This is a genomic window from Paenibacillus sp. FSL R5-0486 (assembly GCF_037975155.1).
GTDB classification, from domain to species: domain Bacteria; phylum Bacillota; class Bacilli; order Paenibacillales; family Paenibacillaceae; genus Paenibacillus; species Paenibacillus amylolyticus.
Genome location: NZ_CP150237.1, coordinates 383,162 through 408,659 on the forward strand (window position 1 = coordinate 383,162; position 25,498 = coordinate 408,659).

19 protein-coding genes are annotated in these 25,498 nt (G+C 48.3%); 14 read left to right on the forward strand and 5 right to left on the reverse strand.

Annotated features, from left to right (window positions below; genetic code table 11):
- The first annotated feature begins 2 nt into the window (after positions 1 to 2).
- Genes MKY01_RS01855 through nagZ form a run of 3 tightly spaced genes read left to right on the forward strand, consistent with a single transcriptional unit; the run spans position 3 to position 3,659 of the window.
- On the forward strand, positions 3 to 713 hold the full coding sequence (locus MKY01_RS01855) for a hypothetical protein (RefSeq protein WP_339285128.1): 711 nt from the start codon (positions 3 to 5) through the stop codon (positions 711 to 713).
- Positions 713 to 1,909, forward strand: coding sequence for a DUF1343 domain-containing protein (locus tag MKY01_RS01860; RefSeq protein WP_339285130.1), 1,197 nt, complete (start codon positions 713 to 715; stop codon positions 1,907 to 1,909). The genes MKY01_RS01855 and MKY01_RS01860 overlap by 1 nt, the downstream gene beginning before the upstream one ends.
- Positions 1,910 to 1,940: 31 nt before the next feature.
- Positions 1,941 to 3,659, forward strand: coding sequence for a beta-N-acetylhexosaminidase (gene nagZ, locus MKY01_RS01865; RefSeq protein ID WP_339285132.1), 1,719 nt, complete (start codon positions 1,941 to 1,943; stop codon positions 3,657 to 3,659).
- A gap of 168 nt (positions 3,660 to 3,827) precedes the next feature.
- Here nagZ and MKY01_RS01870 read toward each other — a convergent pair whose 3' ends face one another.
- Positions 3,828 to 5,228: a serine hydrolase gene (locus MKY01_RS01870; RefSeq protein ID WP_047840432.1), complete on the reverse strand. Its 1,401-nt coding sequence runs from the start codon at positions 5,226 to 5,228 to the stop codon at positions 3,828 to 3,830.
- Positions 5,229 to 5,494: 266 nt separating this feature from the next.
- Between MKY01_RS01870 and MKY01_RS01875 the strand changes: the two genes are divergently transcribed.
- A complete protein-coding gene (locus MKY01_RS01875) occupies positions 5,495 to 7,468 on the forward strand; it encodes a methyl-accepting chemotaxis protein (RefSeq protein WP_339285135.1) in 1,974 nt (657 codons plus the stop codon).
- Positions 7,469 to 7,743: 275 nt separating this feature from the next.
- On the forward strand, positions 7,744 to 8,940 hold the full coding sequence (locus MKY01_RS01880) for a DUF2087 domain-containing protein (protein ID WP_339285137.1): 1,197 nt from the start codon (positions 7,744 to 7,746) through the stop codon (positions 8,938 to 8,940).
- 336 nt (positions 8,941 to 9,276) lie between these two features.
- On the opposite strand, the gene MKY01_RS01885 is transcribed toward MKY01_RS01880, so the two are convergent.
- On the reverse strand, positions 9,277 to 11,277 hold the full coding sequence (locus MKY01_RS01885) for a methyl-accepting chemotaxis protein (protein WP_339285139.1): 2,001 nt from the start codon (positions 11,275 to 11,277) through the stop codon (positions 9,277 to 9,279).
- A 445-nt stretch (positions 11,278 to 11,722) separates the two neighbouring features.
- Between MKY01_RS01885 and MKY01_RS01890 the strand changes: the two genes are divergently transcribed.
- From MKY01_RS01890 to MKY01_RS01915, 6 genes are all read left to right on the forward strand, one after another.
- Complete coding sequence (locus MKY01_RS01890) at positions 11,723 to 12,427, forward strand: AzlC family ABC transporter permease (RefSeq protein WP_036616527.1); 705 nt, start codon at positions 11,723 to 11,725, stop codon at positions 12,425 to 12,427.
- Entirely contained in the window at positions 12,418 to 12,747 is a 330-nt protein-coding gene (locus MKY01_RS01895; protein WP_339285141.1) for an AzlD domain-containing protein, read from the forward strand. Before MKY01_RS01890 ends, MKY01_RS01895 begins: the two co-directional genes overlap by 10 nt.
- 132 nt (positions 12,748 to 12,879) lie before the next feature.
- A complete protein-coding gene (locus MKY01_RS01900) occupies positions 12,880 to 13,536 on the forward strand; it encodes an SGNH/GDSL hydrolase family protein (protein WP_076216567.1) in 657 nt (218 codons plus the stop codon).
- Between the two features lie 297 nt (positions 13,537 to 13,833).
- The gene (locus MKY01_RS01905; RefSeq protein ID WP_339285143.1) at positions 13,834 to 15,825 is read left to right on the forward strand and encodes a heparinase II/III family protein; all 1,992 of its coding nucleotides are present in this window, start codon (positions 13,834 to 13,836) and stop codon (positions 15,823 to 15,825) included.
- Positions 15,818 to 17,770 carry a glycosyl hydrolase gene (locus MKY01_RS01910; RefSeq protein WP_339285145.1) on the forward strand — a complete coding sequence of 651 codons (1,953 nt, stop codon included), beginning with the start codon at positions 15,818 to 15,820 and terminating at the stop codon, positions 17,768 to 17,770. Before MKY01_RS01905 ends, MKY01_RS01910 begins: the two co-directional genes overlap by 8 nt.
- A gap of 200 nt (positions 17,771 to 17,970) precedes the next feature.
- Positions 17,971 to 19,107: a glycoside hydrolase family 88 protein gene (locus tag MKY01_RS01915; protein WP_339285146.1), complete on the forward strand. Its 1,137-nt coding sequence runs from the start codon at positions 17,971 to 17,973 to the stop codon at positions 19,105 to 19,107.
- Between the two features lie 384 nt (positions 19,108 to 19,491).
- Here MKY01_RS01915 and MKY01_RS01920 read toward each other — a convergent pair whose 3' ends face one another.
- The gene (locus tag MKY01_RS01920) at positions 19,492 to 20,097 is read right to left on the reverse strand and encodes a class I SAM-dependent methyltransferase (protein ID WP_036616541.1); all 606 of its coding nucleotides are present in this window, start codon (positions 20,095 to 20,097) and stop codon (positions 19,492 to 19,494) included.
- Positions 20,098 to 20,305: 208 nt separating this feature from the next.
- Between MKY01_RS01920 and MKY01_RS01925 the strand changes: the two genes are divergently transcribed.
- The 3 genes from MKY01_RS01925 to MKY01_RS01935 all read left to right on the forward strand — a co-directional run bounded on the left by MKY01_RS01925 (position 20,306) and on the right by MKY01_RS01935 (position 24,060).
- Positions 20,306 to 22,681: an Ig-like domain-containing protein gene (locus tag MKY01_RS01925; protein ID WP_339285148.1), complete on the forward strand. Its 2,376-nt coding sequence runs from the start codon at positions 20,306 to 20,308 to the stop codon at positions 22,679 to 22,681.
- 186 nt (positions 22,682 to 22,867) lie between these two features.
- Positions 22,868 to 23,185 (forward strand): transposase, encoded by a 318-nt coding sequence (locus MKY01_RS01930; RefSeq protein WP_036673079.1) that lies wholly within the window; start codon positions 22,868 to 22,870, stop codon positions 23,183 to 23,185.
- Positions 23,186 to 23,196: 11 nt separating this feature from the next.
- Entirely contained in the window at positions 23,197 to 24,060 is an 864-nt protein-coding gene (locus MKY01_RS01935; protein ID WP_339285150.1) for an IS3 family transposase, read from the forward strand.
- Positions 24,061 to 24,358: 298 nt separating this feature from the next.
- On the opposite strand, the gene MKY01_RS01940 is transcribed toward MKY01_RS01935, so the two are convergent.
- Together MKY01_RS01940 and MKY01_RS01945 are read right to left on the reverse strand one after the other, a co-directional pair.
- Positions 24,359 to 24,904: a chromate transporter gene (locus MKY01_RS01940; protein WP_017691072.1), complete on the reverse strand. Its 546-nt coding sequence runs from the start codon at positions 24,902 to 24,904 to the stop codon at positions 24,359 to 24,361.
- Positions 24,905 to 24,906: 2 nt separating this feature from the next.
- A complete protein-coding gene (locus MKY01_RS01945; protein ID WP_017691071.1) occupies positions 24,907 to 25,494 on the reverse strand; it encodes a chromate transporter in 588 nt (195 codons plus the stop codon).
- Positions 25,495 to 25,498 lie beyond the last annotated feature (4 nt).

Below are 25,498 nucleotides of genomic sequence, written 5' to 3' on the forward strand. Positions count from 1 at the left end.
ACATGCGTAAGCTGAGTGAAGTATTGATCAAGTCGGGTGCGGAAATCTATCGGGATATTATTTCGGTGGCCTTGTACAGTGTCGTGAGTTCCATCGTATTGGTTCCCATTCTGATGTTTGCTCCGCTGCCGATCGCTATACTGCTTCTGGCCTTGATGTATATGCCCATCCTGTTCGGTGTTTGTTATGTCGTGCATCACAGATTGGAACGTAAGGAACGGCGCAATGGACTTAAGGATATCTGGGTCGGAACATTGAAGGGAATAATCCCGGGAGGATCGGTGGGTGTGCTTTTCGCGGTGCTTGGCTTCATTCTATGGTCAACTTGGTGGTATTACGGTGGACAGGGTGGAATTACAGGTACAGCAGTGGGTGTATTCCAGACGTTCTTTGTTCTCATGGCGTTGATGTCACAGTTCTATACCTGGCAGCTTGTTTTACAAAAAAACATGGGCATCGTTCAGGCGATGGGGGAAAGTGTAAAGCTGTTCTTCCGTCACCCGGGGTACACGATGGGCGCTTGTTTTCAGGCCATGTGCCTGACGGCTCTGCTGATGCTGACTGTCGTTGGTTTCGGAGCGCTGTTTGGAGGTATGTTTGCCATTTATCAGCATAAGGTTGCTCTTAATGTGTTGGAGCCTGAAGAAGAGCCTGTCGTAACAGGTGGTAATGATCACCAGCATACAGGCTGGGTCAGCCAGGGGAATGTGTGATGGGTCAGTTGAATGGGACCGAGCAGATCCCGGCTGTAAAAACGGGAGTTGATCTTCTGTCCAGAGGGTTATCGCATCCATGGATAACGGGTAATCGAATCGGTCTAATTACAAACCCGACTGGTATTACAGCGGATTTTGTATCGACAATAGATGTGTGCGCCGGACTGGCTAATACCGAGCTTACAGCGCTCTATGCCTGTGAGCACGGACTGTCTGGAGAGCTTCAGGCGGGTGTCAGATTCGGAGACATGCTTCATCCACGTCTGGACATTCCGGTGTTCAGCCTGTATGGAGATTACAAGAAACCTACGCCTGCAATGCTGGCTGGAGTGGATACGGTGCTGTTCGACATTCAGGATGTGGGTATCCGTTATTACACATATGCCTCAACCTTGTTCCATATGATGGATGCCTGTGCTGGAGCAGGCAAACGTATGCTGATTCTGGACCGTCCCAATCCGCTGGGTGGAAACGTTGTGGAAGGCGGTGTGCTGAACGCGGGGTATGAATCACTCGTTGGCGCTTGGCGTGTACCTGTACGTACCGGATTGACGATAGGTGAACTCGCCCTGATGGTCAACAGCGAGATGGATGTACCTTGCGAATTGGACGTGGTTACCATGGAAGGATGGCAGCGATCCATGGAGTTTGCGGATTGTGGGCTTCCCTGGATGTTACCCTCTCCCAATATGCCCACGCTGGACAGTGTGCGGGTATATGCGGGTACGTGCCTGTTCGAAGGCACTAATGTATCGGAGGGCAGGGGCACGACCCGCCCATTCGAGTGGATTGGAGCCCCCTGGATTGAGGGTGAGCGTTTGGCGGAACGATTTGGGGAATACAAGCTGGAAGGTGTACATGTGCATCCAGTGTACATGTCCCCAACATTCTCCAAACACGCAGGTGAGCTGTGTGGTGGCGTAAGGATTTTTGTAACGGACAGCAGGAAATTTCGGGCGGTAGAGACAGGGTTGGTGCTTTTGCATGAACTGGTGTCACTCTATCCGGAGCAATTCTGCTGGCTGGAGCCACCAGAGCCGGGTTCAAGGTACTTTATCGACCTGCTGGCAGGGGGTAAGGAAGCCAGGGAAACGATTCATGACCGCGCGGAATTCATTCGTTTAATGGACGCGTGGAATGTACAGGCAGCGGAATGGAAGGAGCGGCGAAAGCTGTTTTTGTTATATGAATGAATGGATGTTTGTTATCGGGGGGAGGCATGAAATGAGTGGGCCAAAAGAGTTATACCAGTCGAAGCTGAAACAGATGACCTTGCGTGAGAAAATCGGGCAAATGTTGCTTTGTGGCTTTCATGGCACCGAAGCTGCTGGCGATGTGGAATCCTTTCTCCGAATGTATCCAATCGGTGGCGTGATCTATTTTGCGCGCAACGTTGAGTCGCCAGAGCAGGTAGAGCGGTTATCGTCAGGGTTACAACAGATTGCCAAAAGCAGCGGTAATGTGCCGCTCTGGATATCCATTGATCAGGAGGGCGGCATGGTTGCTCGAATTACCCAAGGGATAACATTGATGCCTGGACCAATGGCCATTGCCGCTGCCGGTTCCATTGACGATGCATATCAGGCGGCATATATCAGTGGGTTGGAGCTGAAGTCCATGGGCATTAACATGAACTTTGCTCCGGTATTGGATGTGAACAATAACGCGGCCAATCCGGTCATCGGTGTACGATCATTTGGCGAATCTCCACAATCGGTTGCAGAATATGGGGCCAGAACCATTGCGGGAATACAGGACGCTGGAATTGTAGCGACAGCCAAGCACTTCCCGGGGCATGGGGATACGGATACCGATTCCCATCTGGACCTCCCAATCATCACTCATGATCGTGAACGGGTAGAGCGCCTGGAGTTGATTCCATTCCGAGCCGCTATCGCCGAAGGTGTCGATGCCATGATGTCGGCGCATATTTATTTTCCTGCACTGGAGCCAGAGCGTCTGCCCGTAACGCTATCGCAAACCGTATTAAGCGGTCTGCTTCGCCAGGAACTGGGTTATCAGGGCATGATCGTGACAGATTGCATGGAGATGGATGCCATTGCCGTGAACTATGGCACTGTCGATGCAGCCGTAATGGCGGTAGAGGCCGGGGCAGATCTGGTGTTAATTAGCCATACGGCTAAGCTTCAGGCAGAGGCATTTGATGCGTTGTTAGCAGCTGTGAGGAGCGGGCGGATTACTGAGAGACGTATTGATGAGTCGGTGAATCGCTTGCTGATGTACAAGGCGAAACGTGGTTTGTTAGAGAGTGAACCGGGTGGTGCAGGTGATGAGGAAGTGTATGGCGTAGTATCGAATGCATCATTGCCAAAGGCATCAAACGCTCCTGCTCTATCCAGTGGGTCGGAGCGCAAAAGTTCATTACACCAAGAGGTTGCTCGCCGTATTAGCGAGAACAGTATCACACTGGTGCGCGATCAGCTGAATATGCTGCCTTTGAAGCCGGAACGCACGCTGGTCATAACGGTTGCCACGTCCGTGACGACAATTGCCGACGAACAGCTGACTCAGACGTTCACCTTGGGCTCAGCCTTATCCATGTATGGTCTGGATGTTGTCGATCTGACGGTCACGCCCGAGGAGGTTGCCATTCGTTCCGCACGTCTGCTTCAGGCAGCGGAAGCAGATGACATTCGGCAGATTGTGGTGGGAACCTACAATGCGGGAAGTCCCTCCGGCGATCCACAGTGCAGGCTGATTGGTTGGATACAGCAATTGGGCAAACCGCTGGCTGTTGTGGCATTGCGAAGCCCCTATGATCTGCTGGCGCTTCCGGATGCCCAGGTCTATGTAGCGGCTTACGAGAGCCGGCCACTTGCCATGGATAGCGTCGCTCAGGCGCTGATGGGGCGCATTCCTTTTGCGGGGAAACTTCCTGTAACATTAAAGCAGACAGATGATGAAAGAGCGGATGTTTCCTAGGCAGTAATAAGAATATGAGTAAAACTACCTTTTGCAGGATGGAGAAGAGATGGATTGTGGGTTGAGCGAAACGGAAGTGTGAGTCGTTAAAATGAGAACATATACAACACAAAGAGACGATCCTTTAAAGGACCGTCTCTTTGCTCATTATAAGCTATTAATTATAGATTATTGCAATTGCAGTGCTTTGGCTGTCTGTGCCTCAACTTCATCCAAAAGTGAAGTCATGTCCATACCTGCGTGGTTGCCAAGCAGGATAATGGTGATATCATCGGACAGATTACGTGAAAAGGCTGTGGCAAACCCGCCACCACTACCGTTGTGGAAGACGGTACGGTTTGCGCCATTCTCTTTGAGAATCCAGGCGTAGCCATAGTTTTTATCAGAATAAGGCTCATACATCTGTTCAATCGTATCCTGGCTTAGAATCTTGTCCGTATACAGCGCACGATCCCATTTCAGCATATCGTCCACCGTGGAATAGATGGTTCCTGATCCGGATTGAGACACATAGTAAGGTGCAGTTACCCATGCGTTATCTTCTTGAACAAAACCACTAATCGTGTGCACTTTACGGGAGGCCTCTCCCGAATTCTTCATACCAAGTGGTTTCAGTATCGTCTGCTGCACGTAATCGGCATAACTCATGCCAGATACCTGTTCAACGACGTATGCAAGTAAAACATACCCGCTGTTGCTGTACAGATAGGCACTTCCTGGTTCAAACTTCAGCGTTTTGTGGCGAATCTCCTCTACAGTCTCTTCCATAGAAGTTCCTTCACCCCGACCAAATGCAGATGGCAGACCTGAAGTCTGGGATAACAGCATATGCAGCGTGATCTGATCTCCCTTTGGTATACCGGAGATATACTTGGAGATTGGATCTTGCACATTAATCTTACCATCCTCAACCAGACTCAGAATGGACGCGGCCGTGAAGGATTTGCTCAGCGATGCGATTCGAGTCTTCTGATCCGGGCGGTTCAGCGTCTGTTCATCGGCAAGTCCGTAGCCTTGCTTTAGAAGTACTTCACCATCGCGGGCGATCAGAGCCATACCTGGATAGTTGATCTCGCGCAGATACGTATCCACGCTGGCAACCTCGCTGTTCAGCAGGCTGACTTGATCAGTGACCATACTTACACTCATCTGCCCCGTGGCTGTACGTTGGACCTTGATGTCTGCTTTGATTGCATTAGCCATGGCCCGGACAGGCACCATCAACGTACCGTTAACGGTGCGTGAATTCACACCTGTAGCTAGATCGACCTTGTTTACTTTAATGGAATTGCTGCCAGCCTGATGGATCAGCTTGTCTCTGCCAACGGTAATGGTAGCCGTCTTCGTGCGATTATCCCATTTCAACGTGCCTTTGACCGATGTGACCACATCCCGCAGTGGAACAAACGTTGAACCTTTGATGATAAGTGGTGCGTTCTTCCAGGATTGTTGCTCACCATTCACTTCAATGTGAACTGCTTGCGTCGCCTGCGCTACGGATGCCGTAATACCAGCTTGTCCCAGAATCGGGCCTGCACACAGGATGAGCGCTAACAGAATGCGGAACATGGATGAATATACAGTGGAAACATGTTGCCTTTCATTTGCCTTGCGTAAGATTTGAATCCTCTCCTTCCAATCGTTTCATGAATAACCAGCTTATGAGCATTGTAAACGATCTCGCTAAGGGGGTCAAAACGAATAGAAGGATTAGGTGAATCCATCTAAACTGATCGAAAAGATTAAATTTATTCTAATTTAGTATCTATACATAATATTTTTACAGCGATTGTCCGATAAAAGGATGGGTGAAGATTATGATGGGGGATAGTTATATGAAGAAAAGGATTCGAAATTGGTTTACTTTAACCGTAAAAAAACGCCTGATCGCTGCATTACTCCTGTTCCTGATTGTACCGAGCATTACTGTTGGTTGGTTGTCTTATCAAAAAGCTGCTGACCAGGTTAAAATGGAAATTATTCGTTCCGCACAAGCCAAAACAGAAATGCTTAGTCTGCAGATAAATCAAATGCTGGATATGGAGAAGGATAACGCAGCGCAGATGGCTGCGGGTATTACTTCAAACGATATTATTAATAAATCCCCTGCACTGCAAAGGCAGATGGATCGGATGTCTCAGAATCATAAGGAACTGGGTGTACTCACCGCAGGTGCGGAAGATGGCAACTGGATGAAATCTCCTGATCCCGGGGAACAGATCTATGACCCACGTGAACGTTCATGGTATACGATGGGCATGTCCCAGGACGAACCTGTAATCTCGGATACGTTCCAGTCGGTCACAACAGGTGAATGGGTTGTAACGGCAGCTGCCAAGCTGGCTGATGGCAAAGGGGTATTCGGGGCCAATGTCAGTCTCAATCATCTGAAAGAATCCGTTGATCAGATACGTATTGGTAAAGAAGGCAAACTGTACATGCTGGATAACGGGGGTAAATTCCTGTTCCACTACAATATTGAATCCGGTACACAGTCGGATGAAAGCTACATTAATGAGATGTATACGAAGGAAAGTGGAACGGTGAAGTATACATATGATGGTCACGAAGTGGAAGCTGTGTATTTCACCAATCCGGTGACAGGCTGGAAAATTGTTGGCGAGATGGTTCCTTCCGAAGCAAGTGAAGCCGTAATGCCTATTTTGATCCGTGCAATTACAATTGTGGCATCTGCATTGGTTATCGGGTTGATTCTGCTTATATTCATTATCCGCAGCATTCACCGGCCATTGCTGCAATTAACGCAGGCAGCATCCAAAGTAAGCGCCGGGGACCTCACCGTAAGGGTAGGTTTACAGCGCCGGGATGAGTTCGGACAGCTCGGGGAAAGCTTCGACACGATGACGACTTCCCTACGTAGTGTGCTTGGAGAGGTGCATGATACATCCAGCCAGCTGGCGGCATCTTCTGAAGAACTGATGGCGAGTTCCGAGCAGACATCCAAAGCCACAGAACAGGTGGCTGAACTGATGCAGGATGCAGCTGCGGGAACGACTTTGCAGAACAATAGTCTTGTTGCTACAGGTCAACTTGTGGGCGAAATGTCTATTGGAGTCAAAGAGATCTCATCAAGTGCTGAAGACACCGCTCGTATCGCTCTGGATGCTTCCACCAAGTCGGAAGCGGGTATGGTTACAGTGGAAGAAGCGGTTACCCATATTCAGCAGGTGAATGACGAGAGTAAAGCCATGTCTGTGGTCATTGAGGATCTGCGCGCGAAAAATGAAGAGATTCTTGTGATTGTGGCCGAGATTACGGCCATTGCCAAGCAGACGAACATTCTTGCATTGAATGCATCCATTGAAGCTTCAAGAGCTGGCGAGCAAGGGCGCGGATTCGCGGTCGTAGCCAACGAAGTGAAGACACTGGCTCACAGTTCAGGCGCTTCAGCCGAGCGGATTAATGAGCTTATGCATGAGATGCAGGAGAAAACCAATGCGGTGCAATCCACTTTTGCCCGTACGGGAGAAGGTATGGTGAAGAGTTCGCAGATGGTTACAGAAGCAGGCGAAGCATTCAATAACATTCGTACTGCGGTACAGTTGGTGGCTGCACAAGCTGGAGAAGTATCCACGGCTTCCCGTCAAATTGATGGGGGCATGAGTCATATCAACAAGGCAGTAAGTGATACCATGGTTCTGTCGGACAGAATTGCCTCTGGAACGGAAGATGGATCAGCGGCGGCTCAAGAGCAGTTGGCTACAATGGAAGAGGTTGCAGCTTCTTCGGCAGCATTGTCACGTATGGCTGAAGATCTGCAAAGCATGATTGAACGGTTTAAGTTGTAACAGAGATTGAAATGAGACAATGATTGAGGATAAATGCTTATGGAAGGTGCTGAAATACCCTTTCTGCGATGAGACTGCAGGGTTGCGACCCTGCGGTCTTTTTTCTGTTGAACAAGGGGCATCCGTTATGTCTTTAAACACAGCATTCTTTTCCGTTATATTGACATATAACAAACAAAACTATATTATATCTATAAATAAACAAACATAATTATAAAATATTTGATTAATATACAATTGGAATGACCATAACAATGATAAAAAGGAGCTTTTACATGAAATCATCGGAATCCTGGTTGCAAACAGCTTCATTGGAAGAGATCAAGCGTGGTTATATGGAGGAGGGTCCCGCCTATATATGTGTCTGCTGCGGATACAGGACGGAATCGGGGATTATCTATCCTGAAGAAGGAGTGCTCTATGAGGCAGCCCGTTATATGCGAGTGCACATTGAGAAGGTTCATGGATCAGTATTTGAATATTTGCTGGAGCTGGATAAAAGCGTAACCGGATTGTCTGATGTCCAGCGGAGCTTGTTGTCACAATTCTATGAAGGCAAGAAGGATGCTGAAGTACAGAAGACCCTTGGCATCGGGAGTGCTTCCACGATCCGGAATCATCGGTTTGTATTAAAGGAGAAGGAACGGCAGGCCAAAATATTCCTGGCATTAATGGAACTTCTCAAAAGTAAGGATACACAGGCTCCAGCCGAATGGGTGTCGCCGGTGACAAGGCATGAACATACGATCCATCCGAACTCATTTGATATTACAGAACAGGATCGGGAGAAGGTGTTAAACAAGTATTTTCCAGAGGGTACTGGCGGTCGGCTGACGACGTTTCATATGCAGCAAAAGCATAAATATATTGTGCTCATCGAAATTGCCAAACGATTCGAGACAGAGCGCAAATATTCCGAGAAACAGGTCAATGAGCTGCTGAAGGAAGTTCATGATGATTACGTGGAAATACGGAGGTATCTCGTCGACTATGGTTTGCTGGAACGTGAGCCAGACGGGAGTCGGTATTGGCTGGGAAGCCACGCAGATCAACAGAGCTCCGAAGTTGGAAAACAGGAGCGCAAAGCAAAGGGGGAGCAGGAGAAGATGGATCGTCGCAAAGAATTACAGGAACAGGCCAAAGAAGTCAAAACGGAAGCGGGCGTCTACCAGATTCGGAATGAACGTAACGGCAAAGTTTATATTGACAGCACACTTAACCTGAAAACCATTAACGGACAACGGTTTATGTTACAGATGGGTAGCCATCTGAATCGAAGATTGCAGGCTGAATGGAATGAATATGGAGAGAATGCGTTTGTGATTGAGGTGCTGGAGACATTGAAACAAGACGATAACCCGTATAACGATTCCAAAGATGCACTCGCCAAATGTCTGAATCGCTGGTTTGAACAGTTAGAGCCCTACGGAGATCAAGGATATCACGGAGATAAAAAGCAATCTGCTGAATAGGAGAGTCATTTCCTTTCTGAAATGCCCGTTCCTTATAACTCAAATATAACCCAAAAGCCCCTTTGCCAATATGTTGGCAAAGGGGCTTTTGGTATTACAGACTACTTGATTTTATAAGTTGAACTAATCGTTTGCACGATAACGGAGAGGACAGAAAAAACCTGAAAAAGCGAAGCATTCTCCTGCAAGCTTTCTGAAAGAAAGCTACATCGGAAGCATACGCTATCCCCGGATTTTCCCCTTCGGAAAAGGGAATCGAAAAATCTGGGGATAACAGCGATTGGAAGGTTATTCTGTCATCGTAGTGTTAGTGTAAACAATCTTTTAGTTCAACGACTACAGCTTGAATTGTTCAACCAGCTTCTGCAGCTTGTGAGCCAGATGGGCAAGGGAATCAGCAGAGGATGATATCTCCTGCATGGAAGCCACTTGCTCCTCCGTAGCAGCAGAGATGTTCTCCGTTCCATCGGCATTGGTTTCCGATATGGCGTGGATCTGATCAATGGATTGCACCACTTCGGCTGTACTTGCAGACATCTGTTGTGAGGCGGCTGCAATGTTCTCAAGCTGATGATTGACGACCCCAACAGCCTCACTAATCTGGGCAAAAGCTTCATCTGCAAACTGAACGGCACGTATGCCGTTGCTTACATCCTGTTGCCCGATCTGTACACTGTGATTGGCCATTGAAATCTCCTGTTGAATCGCTCCGACCATCTCTACAATCTTCTGGCCGGACAGGCTCGATTGTTCCGCCAGCTTGCGGACTTCGCTGGCAACAACGGAGAAGCCACGTCCATGTTCACCTGCACGTGCTGCTTCAATAGAAGCATTGAGAGCAAGCAAATTGGTCTGTGCAGCGATATCTGTAATGACAGATACCATCTCACCAATGGATGTGGAATGCTGTTCAAGTCGTCCAGCAGTATCTGCCATACCTTGCACAAAGCGACTGACGGAACTCATCTCGGATACGGCCGTCTGCATGGTAGCATTCCCTTTATCCGCGAGCTCACTTGCTTGCATGGCAGCTTCGGATACTTGCTGTGTGCTGTTCGTTACCTGTCCCACACCTCCAGCAAGTTCATTCATCTGCAGTGCCGTATGTTTCAGGTTGCTTGTTTGTTTCTCAAGTCCAGCTGCGGATTCTTCCGTGATTAGGGCGACTTGCTCTGTTGCTTTGGTTGTCTCCGATGAGTTGACTGCCAATTGTGTGGATGAGGCGGTTAACTCGTCAGCCGTGTGACGCACATCCTGAATAACGGTTCGCAGGGATTCGCTCATCTTATTGAAGCTGGTGCTCAGCTTGCCGAATTCATCCTGTCCTAATACAGCAACCTCGATGGTCAGATTACCATTACTAATTTCGTCAGATGCCTTCACCAAACGGTTCAGTGGTTTGGTGATTGATTGCACAATCCAGAAAATAATGACGGAGCTTACCGCAATTGCAATCGCTACAACAATAAGTGTGGTGTATAAAATCGGACGGACAGAAGCCGTCACTTCCCCACTGTCAATGACACCAACCACGGTCCAGCCCGTCGTTTCATTGGTGGAGAAAAAGGCGTGTTCCTGGTTTCCATTTAGTGTATAGGTCAGACTTCCGTTTTTCTGTGCGAAAATATCTTTATAGGGTGCCATGGTTCCTTCGGTCCCCGGTTTTTCGGTAGGATGTACAATGATTTTATTGGCATTATCAATGATATAGATATAACCCTTCTCGCCAATCTTCGTGGAGTTAACCGTCTTCGAGAGGGCTTCAAGCGATAGGCTGACAGAGACGACACCATGGCCATCCGCTGAGGTCTGAGCTACCGAAGCAACAACATTGCCGGTATTGCTTGATAAGTAGGGGGTGATTACGGTAGGGACATCTTTGTTCTGCGTAGCAGCCTGATACCACGGGCGTTCGCGCGGGTCATATCCTTCTTTGTTCACCGCAGTTACAGGGGAGTTAATATACACGCCCTGATCGGTACCGAGAGAGGCAAGTTCCACGTCATCATGGGTTTCCTTATACGCGTCGAGCAAGGTACGGATGGTATCTGTTTCGTCACCCTGATTGGGTCCGACATTGCCTGCATCCAGCTGACTTGCCAGGAAATCAACATTTTTGCGTGTTGCACCAATGATCTGGTCAATGGTCTGGTTGAGCACAGTAACACTGCTGATCGCGTTCTCATACATTTTCTCTTCAACCTTGGCATCGGCTGTTTGGAACGAGATAATGCCCAGACTAATGGTTGGAATGAGTAATACAATGGCAAATGACAAAATCAGTTTCTCTCTCATCTGCATTGTTCTTTTGACCCCTTGTTTACGAATTTTTTTCATACACATTCCCCCTCTGTGTAACCCATCCTCATGTTTAGTGGACAAGCCCATCTGGTAAAAGATATTTCATTCCATCCTTTCCAGAAGTTTCTGGTGCTATCGTATGACAAATTTCGCGTTTATTCAACATAATTTATGAGTTTCGCGAAATTTTTTTTGGTTTTGTAGGTATTTAGGATTACATCTGTTCTATAAAAAGTAATCTGTCTCTCCCTTAGTGCACATCTTGTGTTATATTTCTGAATTAATGTGAAGTGAATTTTGCAAAATGTGAAATCCATAAGGCATGTAACTGGTCATGTTGAATACACAAAGAAGTTGTTTTCATGAAGAATGGACCTGGATGGATCTATATCCATATATATCGGTTTATGGGGACTGAAATTGGAGAGGGGTTGTAAGGCAGTTGGACCAAAGTACACTACAGATATCTGGACAGGAGAACATGGAAGAGGTCCAGGATCAAGCTACATTCATGCAGGGGGTCAAAGATTGTATCCCAACCCTGCTTGGCTATTTGAGTATTGGCTTTGCGGCGGGTGTTATTGAAATGACCGCAGGTCTGAGTCTGGCGGAAACAGCTCTGCTCAGCCTGATTTTATATGCAGGATCGGCTCAGTTCATTGCAGCAGGCATGCTCGCATCGAATGGGTCGGCAGTAGCCATCATGTTCACCATATTTTTTGTGAATCTTCGTCATTTGCTGCTCAGTGCAGCTGTATCACCGTATTTTCGGCATCTAACCCCGCTTAAAAATATGTGGATTGGTTCATTGCTTACCGATGAGTCTTTCGGCGTGGCGATGACACGTGCGATTGGCAGGGAAAGGCTTAGTGAACGCTGGATGCACGGTCTGAATATTACCGCATATCTGAACTGGTTCGTGGCTAATATGGCGGGAGCGTACTTTGGACGCTGGATCACTAACCCGGAACGACTGGGTCTGGATTATGCCCTGCCAGCGATGTTTATTGGACTGGTTGTACTCCAGTTGGTGCATCGCAAAAACAAAAAAATACACATTAATGTGGCTATTATCGCCGTGGTCTGTGTAATCTTCGCCAGCATGGCTTCACTTGGCAGCATGAGTGTCATTGTGGCTGCGGTCATTGCGGCAACGATGGGAGTGTTCATGGAACGATGGAAGTAAGATGGGATGTTTTCTGGATTATTATGGGCTCAGCGTTGTTAACATTTATTCCGCGTGTACTGCCACTGATGCTGTTCAGCAAGATACAGATTCCAATGTGGTTATTACGCTGGCTGGAGTATGTACCCGTAGCGGTCATGGCAGCGCTGATTGGTCAGGAACTGTTCATGTCGGGCAACCAGTTGGTACCGATTACGCAAAATGCAGCTCTGTGGGCATCCCTGCCTACGATTGCAGTAGCTATCTGGACACGCAGTCTGCTTGGAACCGTATTGGTCGGTATTGTGGCTATGATGATACTGCGATATTGGATCGGATAATTGCTAGGAGAGTCATAAGATGGCGACCCTCAGTTATGAAAACGCTATTTTCTATTGTGACCGAAAGGGATAAAATGGAGACTGAGGTGTTCAGTGTTTCTATTTTCACAAGAGGAAGGAACGATTTCAATCATGAGTACTAGTCCATCCGTTATATTGTTTCAGGGAGACTCGATTACAGATGGGGGAAGATCACGCAATGATGATCCAAATCATTTTCTCGGACACGGGTATGCGTATCTGATCTCCAGCAAACTGGGTATGGAACTGGCGGGCAAGCAAAAGACCTTCTATAACAGAGGCATCAGCGGGGATCGGGCATCGGACCTGTACGCACGCTGGAATGAGGATACCATTAGTCTAAAACCGGACCTGATCAGCATCCTGATTGGGGTTAATGATGCCTGGCGCACGATGAATGGTGAACCTAGCGGGGTAACGGATCGTTTCGGACGGGCGTATCGCCATTTGCTTGAAGAAACTCGGGAAGTGATGCCGGATACGGGGCTGATTTTGATGGAGCCGTTTATTCTGAGAACCGGAGCAACTGCGGAGAAATGGGAAGCCTGGGAAGAGTATATCGGTCAATATCAGAAACTGGCTCAAGGTCTTGCTGAAGAATTTGGAGCTGTGTGGGTGCCATTGCAGCAGACGTTTAATGATGCTCTGAAACAGGCGGATGCAGCGTACTGGTTATGGGATGGCGTACACCCAACCGCAGCAGGTCATGAGCTGATTGCACGCCAATGGTTGTCTGTTGTACAGAATTCTTCGCTTGCGATTGTGTAATAACAACAGCGGACAGTTGCGATATGGGCAGCGGCATTATAGGTATTCAAGATCAGTTGAGGACATAAGATAGTTAAGAAGATGAGATAGCCATAAAAAGCCTGTGGTGACAGGCCGAATACAACGGAGGACCTGACGAAGGTTCTTCGTTTTTTTTGGTTAGGAAGGAGAAGGGAGTACCGTCGTGGAAAGGGTTCTAATGGATAATTCTTCAAAAGTACTATCATATCCGGTAAAATGAAATCGATTACATTAAAATATGGTATGACAATCCATTAACGAAGAGTGGTGAATCCAGTGGAAGATTCCATTCACGAAGTCGAAAATGAAAATATAAACCAACGTGGAAACGAGAGCAGAGCATTGAGTTCCTTAAGTGCCGACAGACTCTTGGAGAAGTTATCCCGCCCTGAATTGGCTACGTTATACACAGACTTGAAGGCTTACGGTGAACGTGCCATGAATGAACCCGTGCCTTCCTTGTCGTTCCGTCTATATCGACAGTTCAGCGATACGGGTGAGCGGAAAGCCTATGAGGAAGCTTATTTTGATCGAAGGGGCAGACTTGCTGCTGTGGCGATGCTCGCCTTGGACACGGCTAGGCCGGATGCACTGCAGGCGCTGGAGGAAATGTTGTGGGACGTGTGTGGTGAGTATACGTGGTGTTTGCCCGCGCATCTGGGTACGGGAGAGGTCAACCAGGTGAATGAGAACATCGATCTGTTCGCCGCAGAGACGGTACATATGCTGGCCGAGATTGTGACCATTCACGCCGAGCGGCTGGATGGCCTTGTCATAGAACGGATCAGGTCTGAAGCAGAACGGCGAATCTTCATCCCGCTTTACCGGGAGCAACGGAAGTTCCACTGGCAGACAGCGGATCACAACTGGTCGGCGGTCTGTGGTGGCTGCTGTGGCATGGCCGCGTTGTTGCTGCTCGAGGATAAGACCAAATTACGGGAATCGATCTCCCATACGGTCAGCTGTATGAACGCATTCTTGAGTGGATATGGCGAGGATGGCGGCTGTGCCGAAGGCATTGGATATTGGGTATATGGATTTGGTTATTTCACCTATTATGCCGAGATGCTTCGTGAGTACAGTGAGGGCGAACTAGATCTGCTAGCGGGTACCAAAATAGCAGCCATCGCAGCCTTCCCGCTGCGAGTTCATTTGTCAGGTGGAACATTCGTAAATTATTCGGACAGTGCCGAGCAGGAAGAGATCCCTTCCGGATTACTTTCCCTGCTCGCATCCCGATTTGGGTTGCAGGTGGATTTGCCGCTTCATATCCCACTGCTTACTGATGATTCCTGTCATCGCTGGGCTCATCTGTTGCGGAATGTGATGTGGAGCCATCCGCCAGTGTATGGTGATGAAGGTGCCTCTTCACAGGCTGAACGGGGATTTATTTTTCAAAATCTGGGTTGGATGATTGCAAAAGGCTCGCTTGATTCTCCAGATACCAAACGTACAAACGGCGGACCTCTTCATGTGGCTATTTCCGTTAAAGGCGGACATAACGATGAACCTCACAACCATAATGATCTGGGGCAGTTCATTATCCATTGCGGTGGTGAGAATATTCTGTGTGATCCAGGAGCAGGGTTGTATACCCAAGCGTATTTTTCACCAGGCAGAGAGCAGTTGTTACACATCTCCTCATCCGGGCATAACGTTCCGCTCATTGAAGGCCAGGAGCAAAGTTCGGGCCGACAAGCGCAAGTCCATGTTTCAGAGGCAAAGCTGGCAGAGGGTGGCGGTGAGCTGAATACAACATTGGATCTGACATCCGCTTACTCTGGAGCTGCTTCACTGGCTCGTTATACGCGCCAATTTCATTGGAAGATGGCTTCTGGCGGTAGTGGGAATGGAGCGGAATTGCGTCTCATTGACCGTTTTCAATGGAAGAGCAGGATGGTGTCTTCGGCAGAACGATTCTCTTCGGTGGATGATTCAGATGCAGGATGTTCGAGCGTAGTGGAGCGCTGGATGAGCAGAGTACAACCTGAGGTGGTGAAGAGCGGTAATCTTCGCTGGCAAGGTGCACATGGGGCGATCCATATGACGTATGATGCGAACCAGTGGAAAATTCTTACGGAGAAACTGGACACAGTTGATCATGACAATGTTCCCGTCACATTCTATCGAACGTCACTATCATGGACAGGTGTGATTGATGAGACGGATGTTCGGATAGAAAGTCCTAATCCGCTTGAAACGGTATGTGAGGTGCGCTTCATTATTGAACCGAAAATGGGAGAAACCGAGGTGAGCATGCGTGAGTAAATATACATCTGCGTCCACATATCCATGGAAAGATGAACTCGAACATTACCGTACATTGGCAGAACAAGCGGGCCCCCCTCCGGCAGACGGCTGGAATAGGGAGCGCAAGTTGGCACTTGTTGAAAGTGTTGTTTGCGCTTACACACCATATCAGGACAGCCAAGGCGCAATTATCGATCCGTTCTCGGGTGTGGAGAGGTATTATTCTACACCGGCCTATGCGATGGCTGCGGCAGTTCTGGTTGATGCAGGGCGTACAGATCTGCTTCAATCGGCAGCGGCAGCCCTATCACAGAGCATTGATGCCGTAGTCAATGGTAGCGCACCAGACAACCACCCTGATTTTTATCCGGTGCTCATGATGAGAGCTTATATGTTGTTGAAATCACACCTGCCTGAACATGCACAGATCTGGGCTGAGGCACTCAAGACAATCAGTCCTGAACAAGATTATGTATTTACGATGAGCAAGATGAACAATCCCAATCGCATGATTAACTGGAACGCCATTATGATCTCTGGCGAATATCTGCGGTGGCATGAACAGCTGGCGAATGAGGGTACTGCGTGGATGGATCGATATCTGGAAGCCTATCATCTACCCCGGTTTACGGCCCTTGGCTTGTATCAGGATGGACCGCTGGACCGTCCAAATTGTCCATTTTCCTATGATATTGCCACCCGTTATCACCTTGGGGTGATGCTTGAAGCTGGTTACGAGGGAACCACTGCCGATACGTTACGTGAGCAGCTGCGCCATGGTGCCTTCAGCTCGTTACTGACGCTCTCGCCGCTAGGTGAGATTCCACCGCGTGGTCGCAGCTCCCAGCATCAGTGGAATGAAGCGGCGGCGGCTTATGTATGCTCCACACATGCAACGCAGGCTCTGAAGGCGGGAGATCGGGTGATGGCGGGTGCTTTTGCACGTGCGGCCAATCGGTGTTTTGCTGCTGTTGAGCGCTGGAAGATGGAAGATCGACGTTTGAAAATCGTACGCAATGAATACGCGCCAGAAGATCGGCACGGGTACGAGATATATACCAACCACACCTGTTACAACCTGTGGACGGCAGCAGCGCTTGCTCACGCTTGTCTCAGTGATCCGGGAGACGATGTGAGCGAAGTCTACCTTCCTTCCGAGTTAGGCAGCAGGGTTTTGCAGACCGATGGGTGGTTTGAAACTGTGATTGCTTCCGTACCTGGTCAGCAACTGGTATTACACACGGCGATGAATGATCCGTATACGATTCCTGGTTTGGTACGGATTCAACAGATGGGGTTACCTGGTCTGATTGGTCCGTCCGCTGCCAGCCATGTGCAGGCCGGGTTTACGGAATTTGCCGAAGGGGCGGTTCGTCCGCTCAGTTACTGTCCTGCCTGGAAGACACCAGATGGGGTATGGCACAGTCTTGCAGAGGGGATTCCATCCGGTGGTGCATATGATCGGGATGTTGGATTAGACCCTGCTCAGGGAGGTGGTTCCATTGTGTATGAGAAGGTGGACCATGATACAAGGAACCAAGTGGAGCAGCATCTGGAGGAAAGAGCGGCAGAAGATGGCGTGAACGCCTTGGAGAATGCTTTTGCCGTGACATGGGTCGGTCCATTACCCGGAATTGAATCATTGCGTACCCATTATGTACAACAGGCGGATGTGCTGACTATAACGTATGAATTCGAAGGAGAGATCGCTGCAACAGGGGCACTCATTCCGTTGATGTTCCATGATGGTCGTGAACAGGCGGTAATTACCCATACGGATCATAGCGTACGAACGGAGTATCGGGGGGCGTATGTAGAATCCACTGCGCTGGATCAGGGAGCCATAATTCATCTGGAGGAACAGGCTGTGGCTTCCCGTAATGGGTTACTGAAGGAAGCGCGGATTGAAGTGAACGGAGCACGTAGGTTGTCATTTGCTATCCGATTGGGCGAGGTTACATGAAGGTGTCCAGGTTGAGGACCATTAGTTTTGGAAACATCTCAGAACAGCTCGAAGCATAGTTAAAGTGTCATTCGTGGATGATTAGTAATATTTAACGGATAGCTATTGCAGTTACGGCATACGACGCTATAGATAAGTTGAGGATGAGCTGGAGCATCAAGCATAGATGTCTGGTATTGAATCGAGGAGGGATTATGTTCATGAACACATCAACGTCGGTAAAATGGCTCGAGGAAGCGTGGCAACAGGGCGCTGCCAAGACAATTCGGAATGCAAAGCGGATTAAGGATACATTTCCACACATTGCCCCGCAGGGGACGTATGACCGGAATGACCCGGAATGGTGGACAGCAGGTTTCTGGCCTGGATTGTTATGGCTGGTTTATGAGGATGCTCCAGAAAGTGAAGCGGTCGCTCCGCTACATCGCATTGCCGAAAGCTGTGAGCGGCAACTGGAAGGTTGTCTGCGTGATCCCGAATCGGTGGATCACGATCTGGGGTTCATCTGGCTGCTTAGTGGCGTAGCCAACTACCGCCAGACGGGCAGCATGGATGGACGGCGGCGCGGAATGCTTGCCGCCAACCTGCTCGCTGCCCGGTTCCACGTGCGCGGTGAGTTCATCCGCGCCTGGAACTTCAGCTCGTCAGCAATGGATACGCGCGGCGTAGCCATCATTGACAGCATGATGAACCTGCCGCTGCTCTACTGGGCATCCGAGCAGAGCGGCGATCCTCGCTTCCGCTGGCTGGCGGAAGCACATGCGGACACCGTGGCGCGCGAATTCATCCGCGCTGACGGGTCCATCTGCCACGTGGTGGAGTTCGATCCACACACGGGGCAGAAGCTGCGAGAGCATGGCGGACAGGGCCATGCTCCAGGTTCCGCCTGGGCGCGGGGCACCGCCTGGGCGTTGCACGGGTTTGCGCTGTCTTTCCGGTATACGGGCGAAGCCCGATATCTGGAGACAGCGGAGCGTGCGGCCGATTTCTTCCTCGCCATGCTTGGCGAAGCGATCGTGCCGGTGTGGGATTTCCGCGCACCTGCGGAGCATCAGGTGGCGTGGGACTCGTCCGCTGCGGCGATTGCCGCGAGCGGGTTGCTTGAGCTGGCGAAGCTGTCGCCACGCGGGGAGACCTATGCCGCCGCGGGAGAGCGTATCGTCCGCGGATTGCATGAGCACTATAGCTCTGGCGACTCGGCAGCGGAAGAAGGTCTGATCATGCAGGGAACGGTGCATTACCCGGAAGGGCGAGGGCTGAATGTGCCGATTATATACGGCGATTATTTCTATATGGAAGCGCTGGCGAAGCTGCGTGGACATGCGGGGTTATTTTAAAAGAAGAATTGAGAACTACGGGCTGGAAGAACTGAAGGGGAGAACGGATTAGTAAGGTCGTCGTGTTATGAGCCTTCGAGTTGTTTCATTAGATTCAACTAGTTAATCAGTTATATATTCAGTATTTATTGTCAGTAGCGTCATTAGCAAACCATCATCACCTGTCCGCGTGAGACTGTCTCCAGTATCAGGAACGATATTCCTTCTATTGGAGACAGAGTATACCTAAGCTTGAGCTTTGGATAGAAAATTAAGGTGAGCGGACAGGCAGATGGTGTACATAATCGAAAGAAGACAAAAGAAGTATCTGGCCTATGAATATCTCATTCTTACGGGTCCAGTTGGGGTGCAGAATTAGCTATGCTTTACTGAAAAAATCGATTTTCACTTCGAAGGTGTACGTCTCAGGATGACAAAGTCGGCAGAAGATTGATCTGGATAGCGCTGCGGAATAATCTCATGAACTTTGAAATCAGGGTAGTCGAAGAGATACTCAAACAGATTACGGTCCTGGATTGTATCAATCCCCGGGTTGCCGTTTTCTTTCAAACGGGTGTAAAGCACCACCCATGCTGTTGAGGAGTGCAGAATATCATAGAGGGTATTGCGAAAATCTGTTTCATCCGTGATGTGATATAACACATCCAGACAGACCGTCAGATCGGCTTGCAGGAAACCACGGTTAATCCATAGGCCTGGTGTATACAGCATGAAACTCTTGGACGAATCCTTGGCAAATTGGGAAGCACAACGCTTTACTGAAGAAGCCGCTACATCCACGCCTAGGTAGTCCTCATAATTCATGTATTGCAACTGGTTGCCATCCCCACATCCAAACTCAATGACACGATGAATCCCTTCACGTTGAATCAGTCCGTTCACGACCTCGGCCTTGAATTCAGCCAAAACCCCGTATGAACCCCTCCCAGAAGTTTCACCCGAACGATATGTTTCCTCCCAATACCCGATGTAATCAAAAGGCTGATGCATTATGTTTCCTCCAATCCTGTTAAAAGAAGTTCAAGACTGCCAATATACATAGGTATGCGCAATATTCGCAGGTATGATCGGTTGAAACAGGAATAGAAGATAAATTAATTTCCATAGAATTCCCTGAAAATTTCCTGAAAGTCTAAACATCTGGAAAGAACTTGCCGACATAAAACATAAGGAAAAAAATGATGATAATCGGGGGGAAATGATGTTAAAGCCAAGATTGACCAAGTACATGGTGATGATGCTGGTGTTGATGCTGAGTATTTCCAACGTAGGCTTGGCCGCTGCGGCAGATAAAGAACTGTCCAAAATTGTGGTTTCCAAGAATGAGATGTCGCTCGAAGTTGGTGATTCTGGGTCTGTTACGGTGACAGGGGTATATTCAGACAATACCTCGGCTAATGTAACGATTAGTACAACCTGGAGTAGCGAAGATACTTCGATAGCAACTGTATATAATGGTGCAATCACGGCCAAAAAAGAAGGTAAAGCGACGATTACGGCAACTTACCAGGGTCAGAGTCAGACTGTTCAAGTGAAAGTAACGAAGAAGGTCAAAGCTCTTTCGAAAAACGTGCAAAGTCTGGATTTGCGCACGGGAGATACAAAAGAAGTTATTTTGACAGCAACGTATAGTGACAATGAAACAAATAATGAAGCAGCAAGTACTGCAGAATGGTCTACCAGTGATGAGAAGGTTGCTACCGTGGTGAATGGTAAAGTAACTGGACAAAGCGCGGGTACAGCTGTGATCACAGCCAAAGTTGGCAGCCAAAGCGTGACGGTGGATGTTAACGTTGAAGTGGTTAAACGTGTAGATGTAGATAAACAGCAAGTTAACTTGCTGTTGAACAAAAGTGAAAGTGTGAAAGTGACGGCTACGTATCCAGATGGTACAACCAAAGATGTAACCGATCTGGCGGAGTGGACATCCAGCAATGAGAAGGTCGCAGATGTTCTCAAAGGCGAAATTACAGGATACTCGGCAGGTTCTGCCAAGATCACAGCCAAATACGGTACGAAATCTGTATCCGTTGACGTGGATGTGGATCTGACCAGCAAGCTGAGTGTGGAGAAACAAAGTATTTTCTTCCGTTTGGATGGGGACAAGAATACAGCCAATATCGTATTAACGGCTTCTTATCCAACCAGCAGCGATGTGAATGTAACGGATCAGGCGACATGGACATCCAGCAACGAGAAAGTTGCAACGGTATTCAAGGGGCAGATTACAGCCATTAGCGCAGGTTCAACAACGATCAAAGCAACCTATAGTGGAAAAACTGTAGAAATTGCTGTAGATGTAGATACGGCAAGATATCTGGATATCAAAGATGTAAATGACAAGCTCGCCATGAGTGTTACCGGTGATAACAAGTCTAAGACATTGGTAGCCAATGCCGAATATATTGATGCCAGTACAGAAAATGTAACTTCCAAAGCAACATGGACTTCAAGCAATCCAGATGTCGTATATGTATCAAACGGCGATCTGATTGCATACAAATCCGGTACGGCTACGATCACTGTAGCTTATGGCGGTAAAACGGTTAAATTCACAGTGAATGTAGACGTAGCAGACAAGTATGAGATGGACAAGAAGAAAGCATCGGTAGCCGTTGGTGGAACGACTTCTGCCAAAGTACTGGCGTTGTATGGTGAAACATCCAAAGATGTATCTGAAGATGCAACTTGGAGCAGCAGCAGCGACAAAATCGCTGAGGTAGATAGCAAAGGGGTTATCACAGGTGTTGCTACAGGTAAAGTAACCATTACCGCGAAGATTGAAGGAAAAACACTGACTCTGCCTGTTGAAGTAGGTATGGCTAGTGGACTGGAAGCAGATGTGAACTTCGTTGTTCTGTCTGCCAAAGAAACTCAGACGATCCTTCTAACAGGTACGGATGAGGACGGCAACACGTTGGATGTAACATCCGAAGCAACCTGGAAATCCAGCAATGCACGTGTAGCGGATGTGAAAAAAGGCGTGATCACAGGTAACAGCAGTGGTAAAGCCAACATCACAGCAGAATACGGCTCCAAAAAAGTGACGATCCAAGTTGAAGTGGATGTCATCACACGTATTGAAGCTTCCGAGCCGGTTCTTTCCCTGAAATCAGGCGATACAGCTGATCTGACGGTAACTGCCTTCTTGAGCGACGGTAGCGAGCGTGATGTTACGGACAAAGCTGAATGGAAAACGAACAGCTACAAAGTAGCTCAAGTGACCAAAGGTAAAGTCAAAGCTACAGGTTCAGGTAAAGCCAAAATTACTGCAAAATACGGTAGCAAGTCTGTAACGATTGCTCTAGATGTGGATACACTGAAATATTTGCAGACGGATAAAGTAACGTTGACCATGAAACCTGGTGAAAAGGTAACTGTGGCGGCTACTGCAACGTATGCTGATGGCAGTGAAGCTAATGTATCCAAACCGGCTCTCTGGAAATCTTCCCGTATTGCAACAGCATCGGTGAAAGATGGAATCATTCAGGCGAACGGCAAAGGTAAAGCAACAATTACGGTGACATTTGCAGGTGTGAAAACCAAAGTAACGGTAGTGGTTGAAGCGAAGTAATTGCTTTTCCAAATGTGAGTGTGAAACGCGCAAATAAAACGGTGATGCCAGCTAATAGCTGGTATCACCGTTTTTTGTTTATAAACTAGGCATGTCTTCAAGCGCTAACGAATCTGATGGAGCTAGAATAAAAAGTGGACACCCGTTAACGGACGGAAGGATAATAAGACTAACGGAGGTGTCCACATGGGAGAACAGCGGCAACGATATAACGAAGAATTCAAGAAACAAACGGTCAAATTTATTCAAGAGCAGACGAAGACACTTGGAGATTTGGCAGAAGAACTCAACATTCCAAAAAGTACGTTGCACCAATGGATGAGTAAGTACCGCGAACTAAAACATGAGCCTGTTGCAAGCGTAGATCGAGTGAAGGAACTGGAAGCAGAGCTCCAAGAGATGCGCCGGTTGCTTCAAGAGAAAGAGCACACGCTTGCGGATACACAAGAAGAACTGGCGATTGTAAAAAAAGCAGTGCACATCTTCAGCAAACCAAAGAGCTAAGATTTCAGTTTGTGGAAGACCATCGCTCCGAGTTTTCTTTGGAGAAGATGTGCAGAACCTTTCAAGTATCACGGAGCGGATATTACAAATGGCGAATGGACCGAACCAGCAAGCGGCAGGACCGCAAAGGCGAGGTCATGAAGCGTATTCGGTATCATTTTTACGACCACCAGATGCGGTGTGGAAGTCCTAAAATTACGTATCTGCTCCATTTAGAAGGGTTGCGAGTCTCTTCACGTACCGTCAGTATATACATGCGTCAAATGAATCTACGTTCTGTGGTCATGCCCAAATATCGCGTTCAGACGACGGATTCCAAACACAACCATCCCCTTGCACCAAATACGCTGAATCAGCAATTTAAAACGTCCAAACCGAATACGGTATGGGTTACCGACATCACCTACATTCCTTGCCGAGGAGGTCGTCTATACCTCGCCAGCGTTCTGGATTTGTGCACACGTGAAATTGTAGGCTGGCGTCTATATAACCATATGGAAACCAGTTTGGTGATGGGGGCACTGGAGGAAGCTTACAAGGCCAAACGCCCCGCTCCGGGATTACTCCATCACTCGGATCGCGGCTCTCAATACACGTCAAAAGAATACGTGGAGCAACTAAAATCATACGGAATGGAATCAAGCATGAGCCGCCGAGGAAACTGTTATGATAACGCCTGTATTGAGTCATGGCACAGTATTTTAAAGAAGGAACTCATTTACTGCAACCCTCGTTTTAAGACACCGGAAGAGGCTTATACCGCCATCTACCAGTACATTGAGTTCTATTACAACCGCAAGCGAATGCATGGCGCGCTAGGGTATCTTTCCCCTGCTCGTTTTGCAATGAAATTTACGGACAAATCCGCAGCGTAGTGTCTACTTTTTTGACATAGGTCCACTGGAGCGTTTGCAGAAATCTAAGGAATCTGAGACACGTTATATCGGAAAGTACAGTCTTTTATAGCGCTTTTGTCAGGTATTTTTGGTGAATAACGTGTCTGAGATTCCTTACAATTTATAAAGAGGACCTAAAGACCAAATAAGACGTCCTGAGTTCCTTAGAAAATGAAAATAATCTAGCCATTCGCCAACGTCCAGAACCCTCGCATACACCATCCTATTACAGATGTATAACCAAGTGATTCTGTGACGTTCCCTATATGTTCTACTACTACATCGTGTGAGACAGTACCAGCGCACCATAGGCAAAAGCGATCACGATCAGAATGGCCGGATGCAGCTTGGTTTTGGTCATGACCCAGAGCGAGATGCCTGCAATGATCAACGTCTGCCAGATGCCGATGGAATCAGTGGACAGCTGCCCGAATTCCCATGTGAGCAGAATCATGAGTACAGCGATAACAGGCTGTACGAGTAGAGTCATACCTTTGACTTTTGGTGACGTGCGATGTTTGTTCAACAGACGAAGTAATATAATTAGTGCGGTTGCGGAAGGCACGATTGTGGCAAAACTTGCGATAAATGCCCCAAACCAGCCTGCCACGTGATACCCGACAAATGCAGCAATTTTGGTTGCAATCGGGCCGGGAAGGGCGTTACCAATCGCCAGTACATCACCGAATTGCTCGGTGGTCATCCATTGGTAGTGGTTCACAATCTCTTCCTGCATAAGCGGGATGGAAGCTGGACCGCCCCCATATCCCAAGATGTTTGCTACGAAAAATCCCCAAAATAATTCCCACCAGGTCTGGAGCATCCTTAGGACACCCCCTTATCGGACTCGCCTTTGGACTTGAAGCGCTGAACCAGATCCAGATGGAAGACACCATATCCCAGGAAAACTGCGATCACAATCCCTGGATGGATATCCAGTAGCTGCAATAGTACAAAGGCAATTACGCCGAATAGGGCGGCAAAAACTTTACCAAGTCCCTTCCAGGCTTTCATGGCAAATTCATAAGCCATCATGCCCAGCATGACAAAAATGACTGGCCTTACGGCGGCTACCATGCCTGCTACTACTTTCGACTCGCGTAGCGCGTACATGGAACCGAGCAGAGCAATAATGGCAATACTTGTCGGCAAAATATGAGCGAGTACAGACACGATCGCGCCCAGCACACCTTTGGTTTTATAACCGAGATATGCGGCCATTTTGGTCGCGATGGGACCCGGCAAGGCGTTGGCGATAGCCAAAATCTCGCCGAACTCCTCATCACTGACCCATTTGTAACGCGTAACGGCTTCGTATCGGATCAACGGAATAACCGAAGGGCCACCGCCATATCCGAGAATTCCGGTTCGTACCATTCCGATGACGAGACCGTTGTAATCTTTCCAACCCATGCTG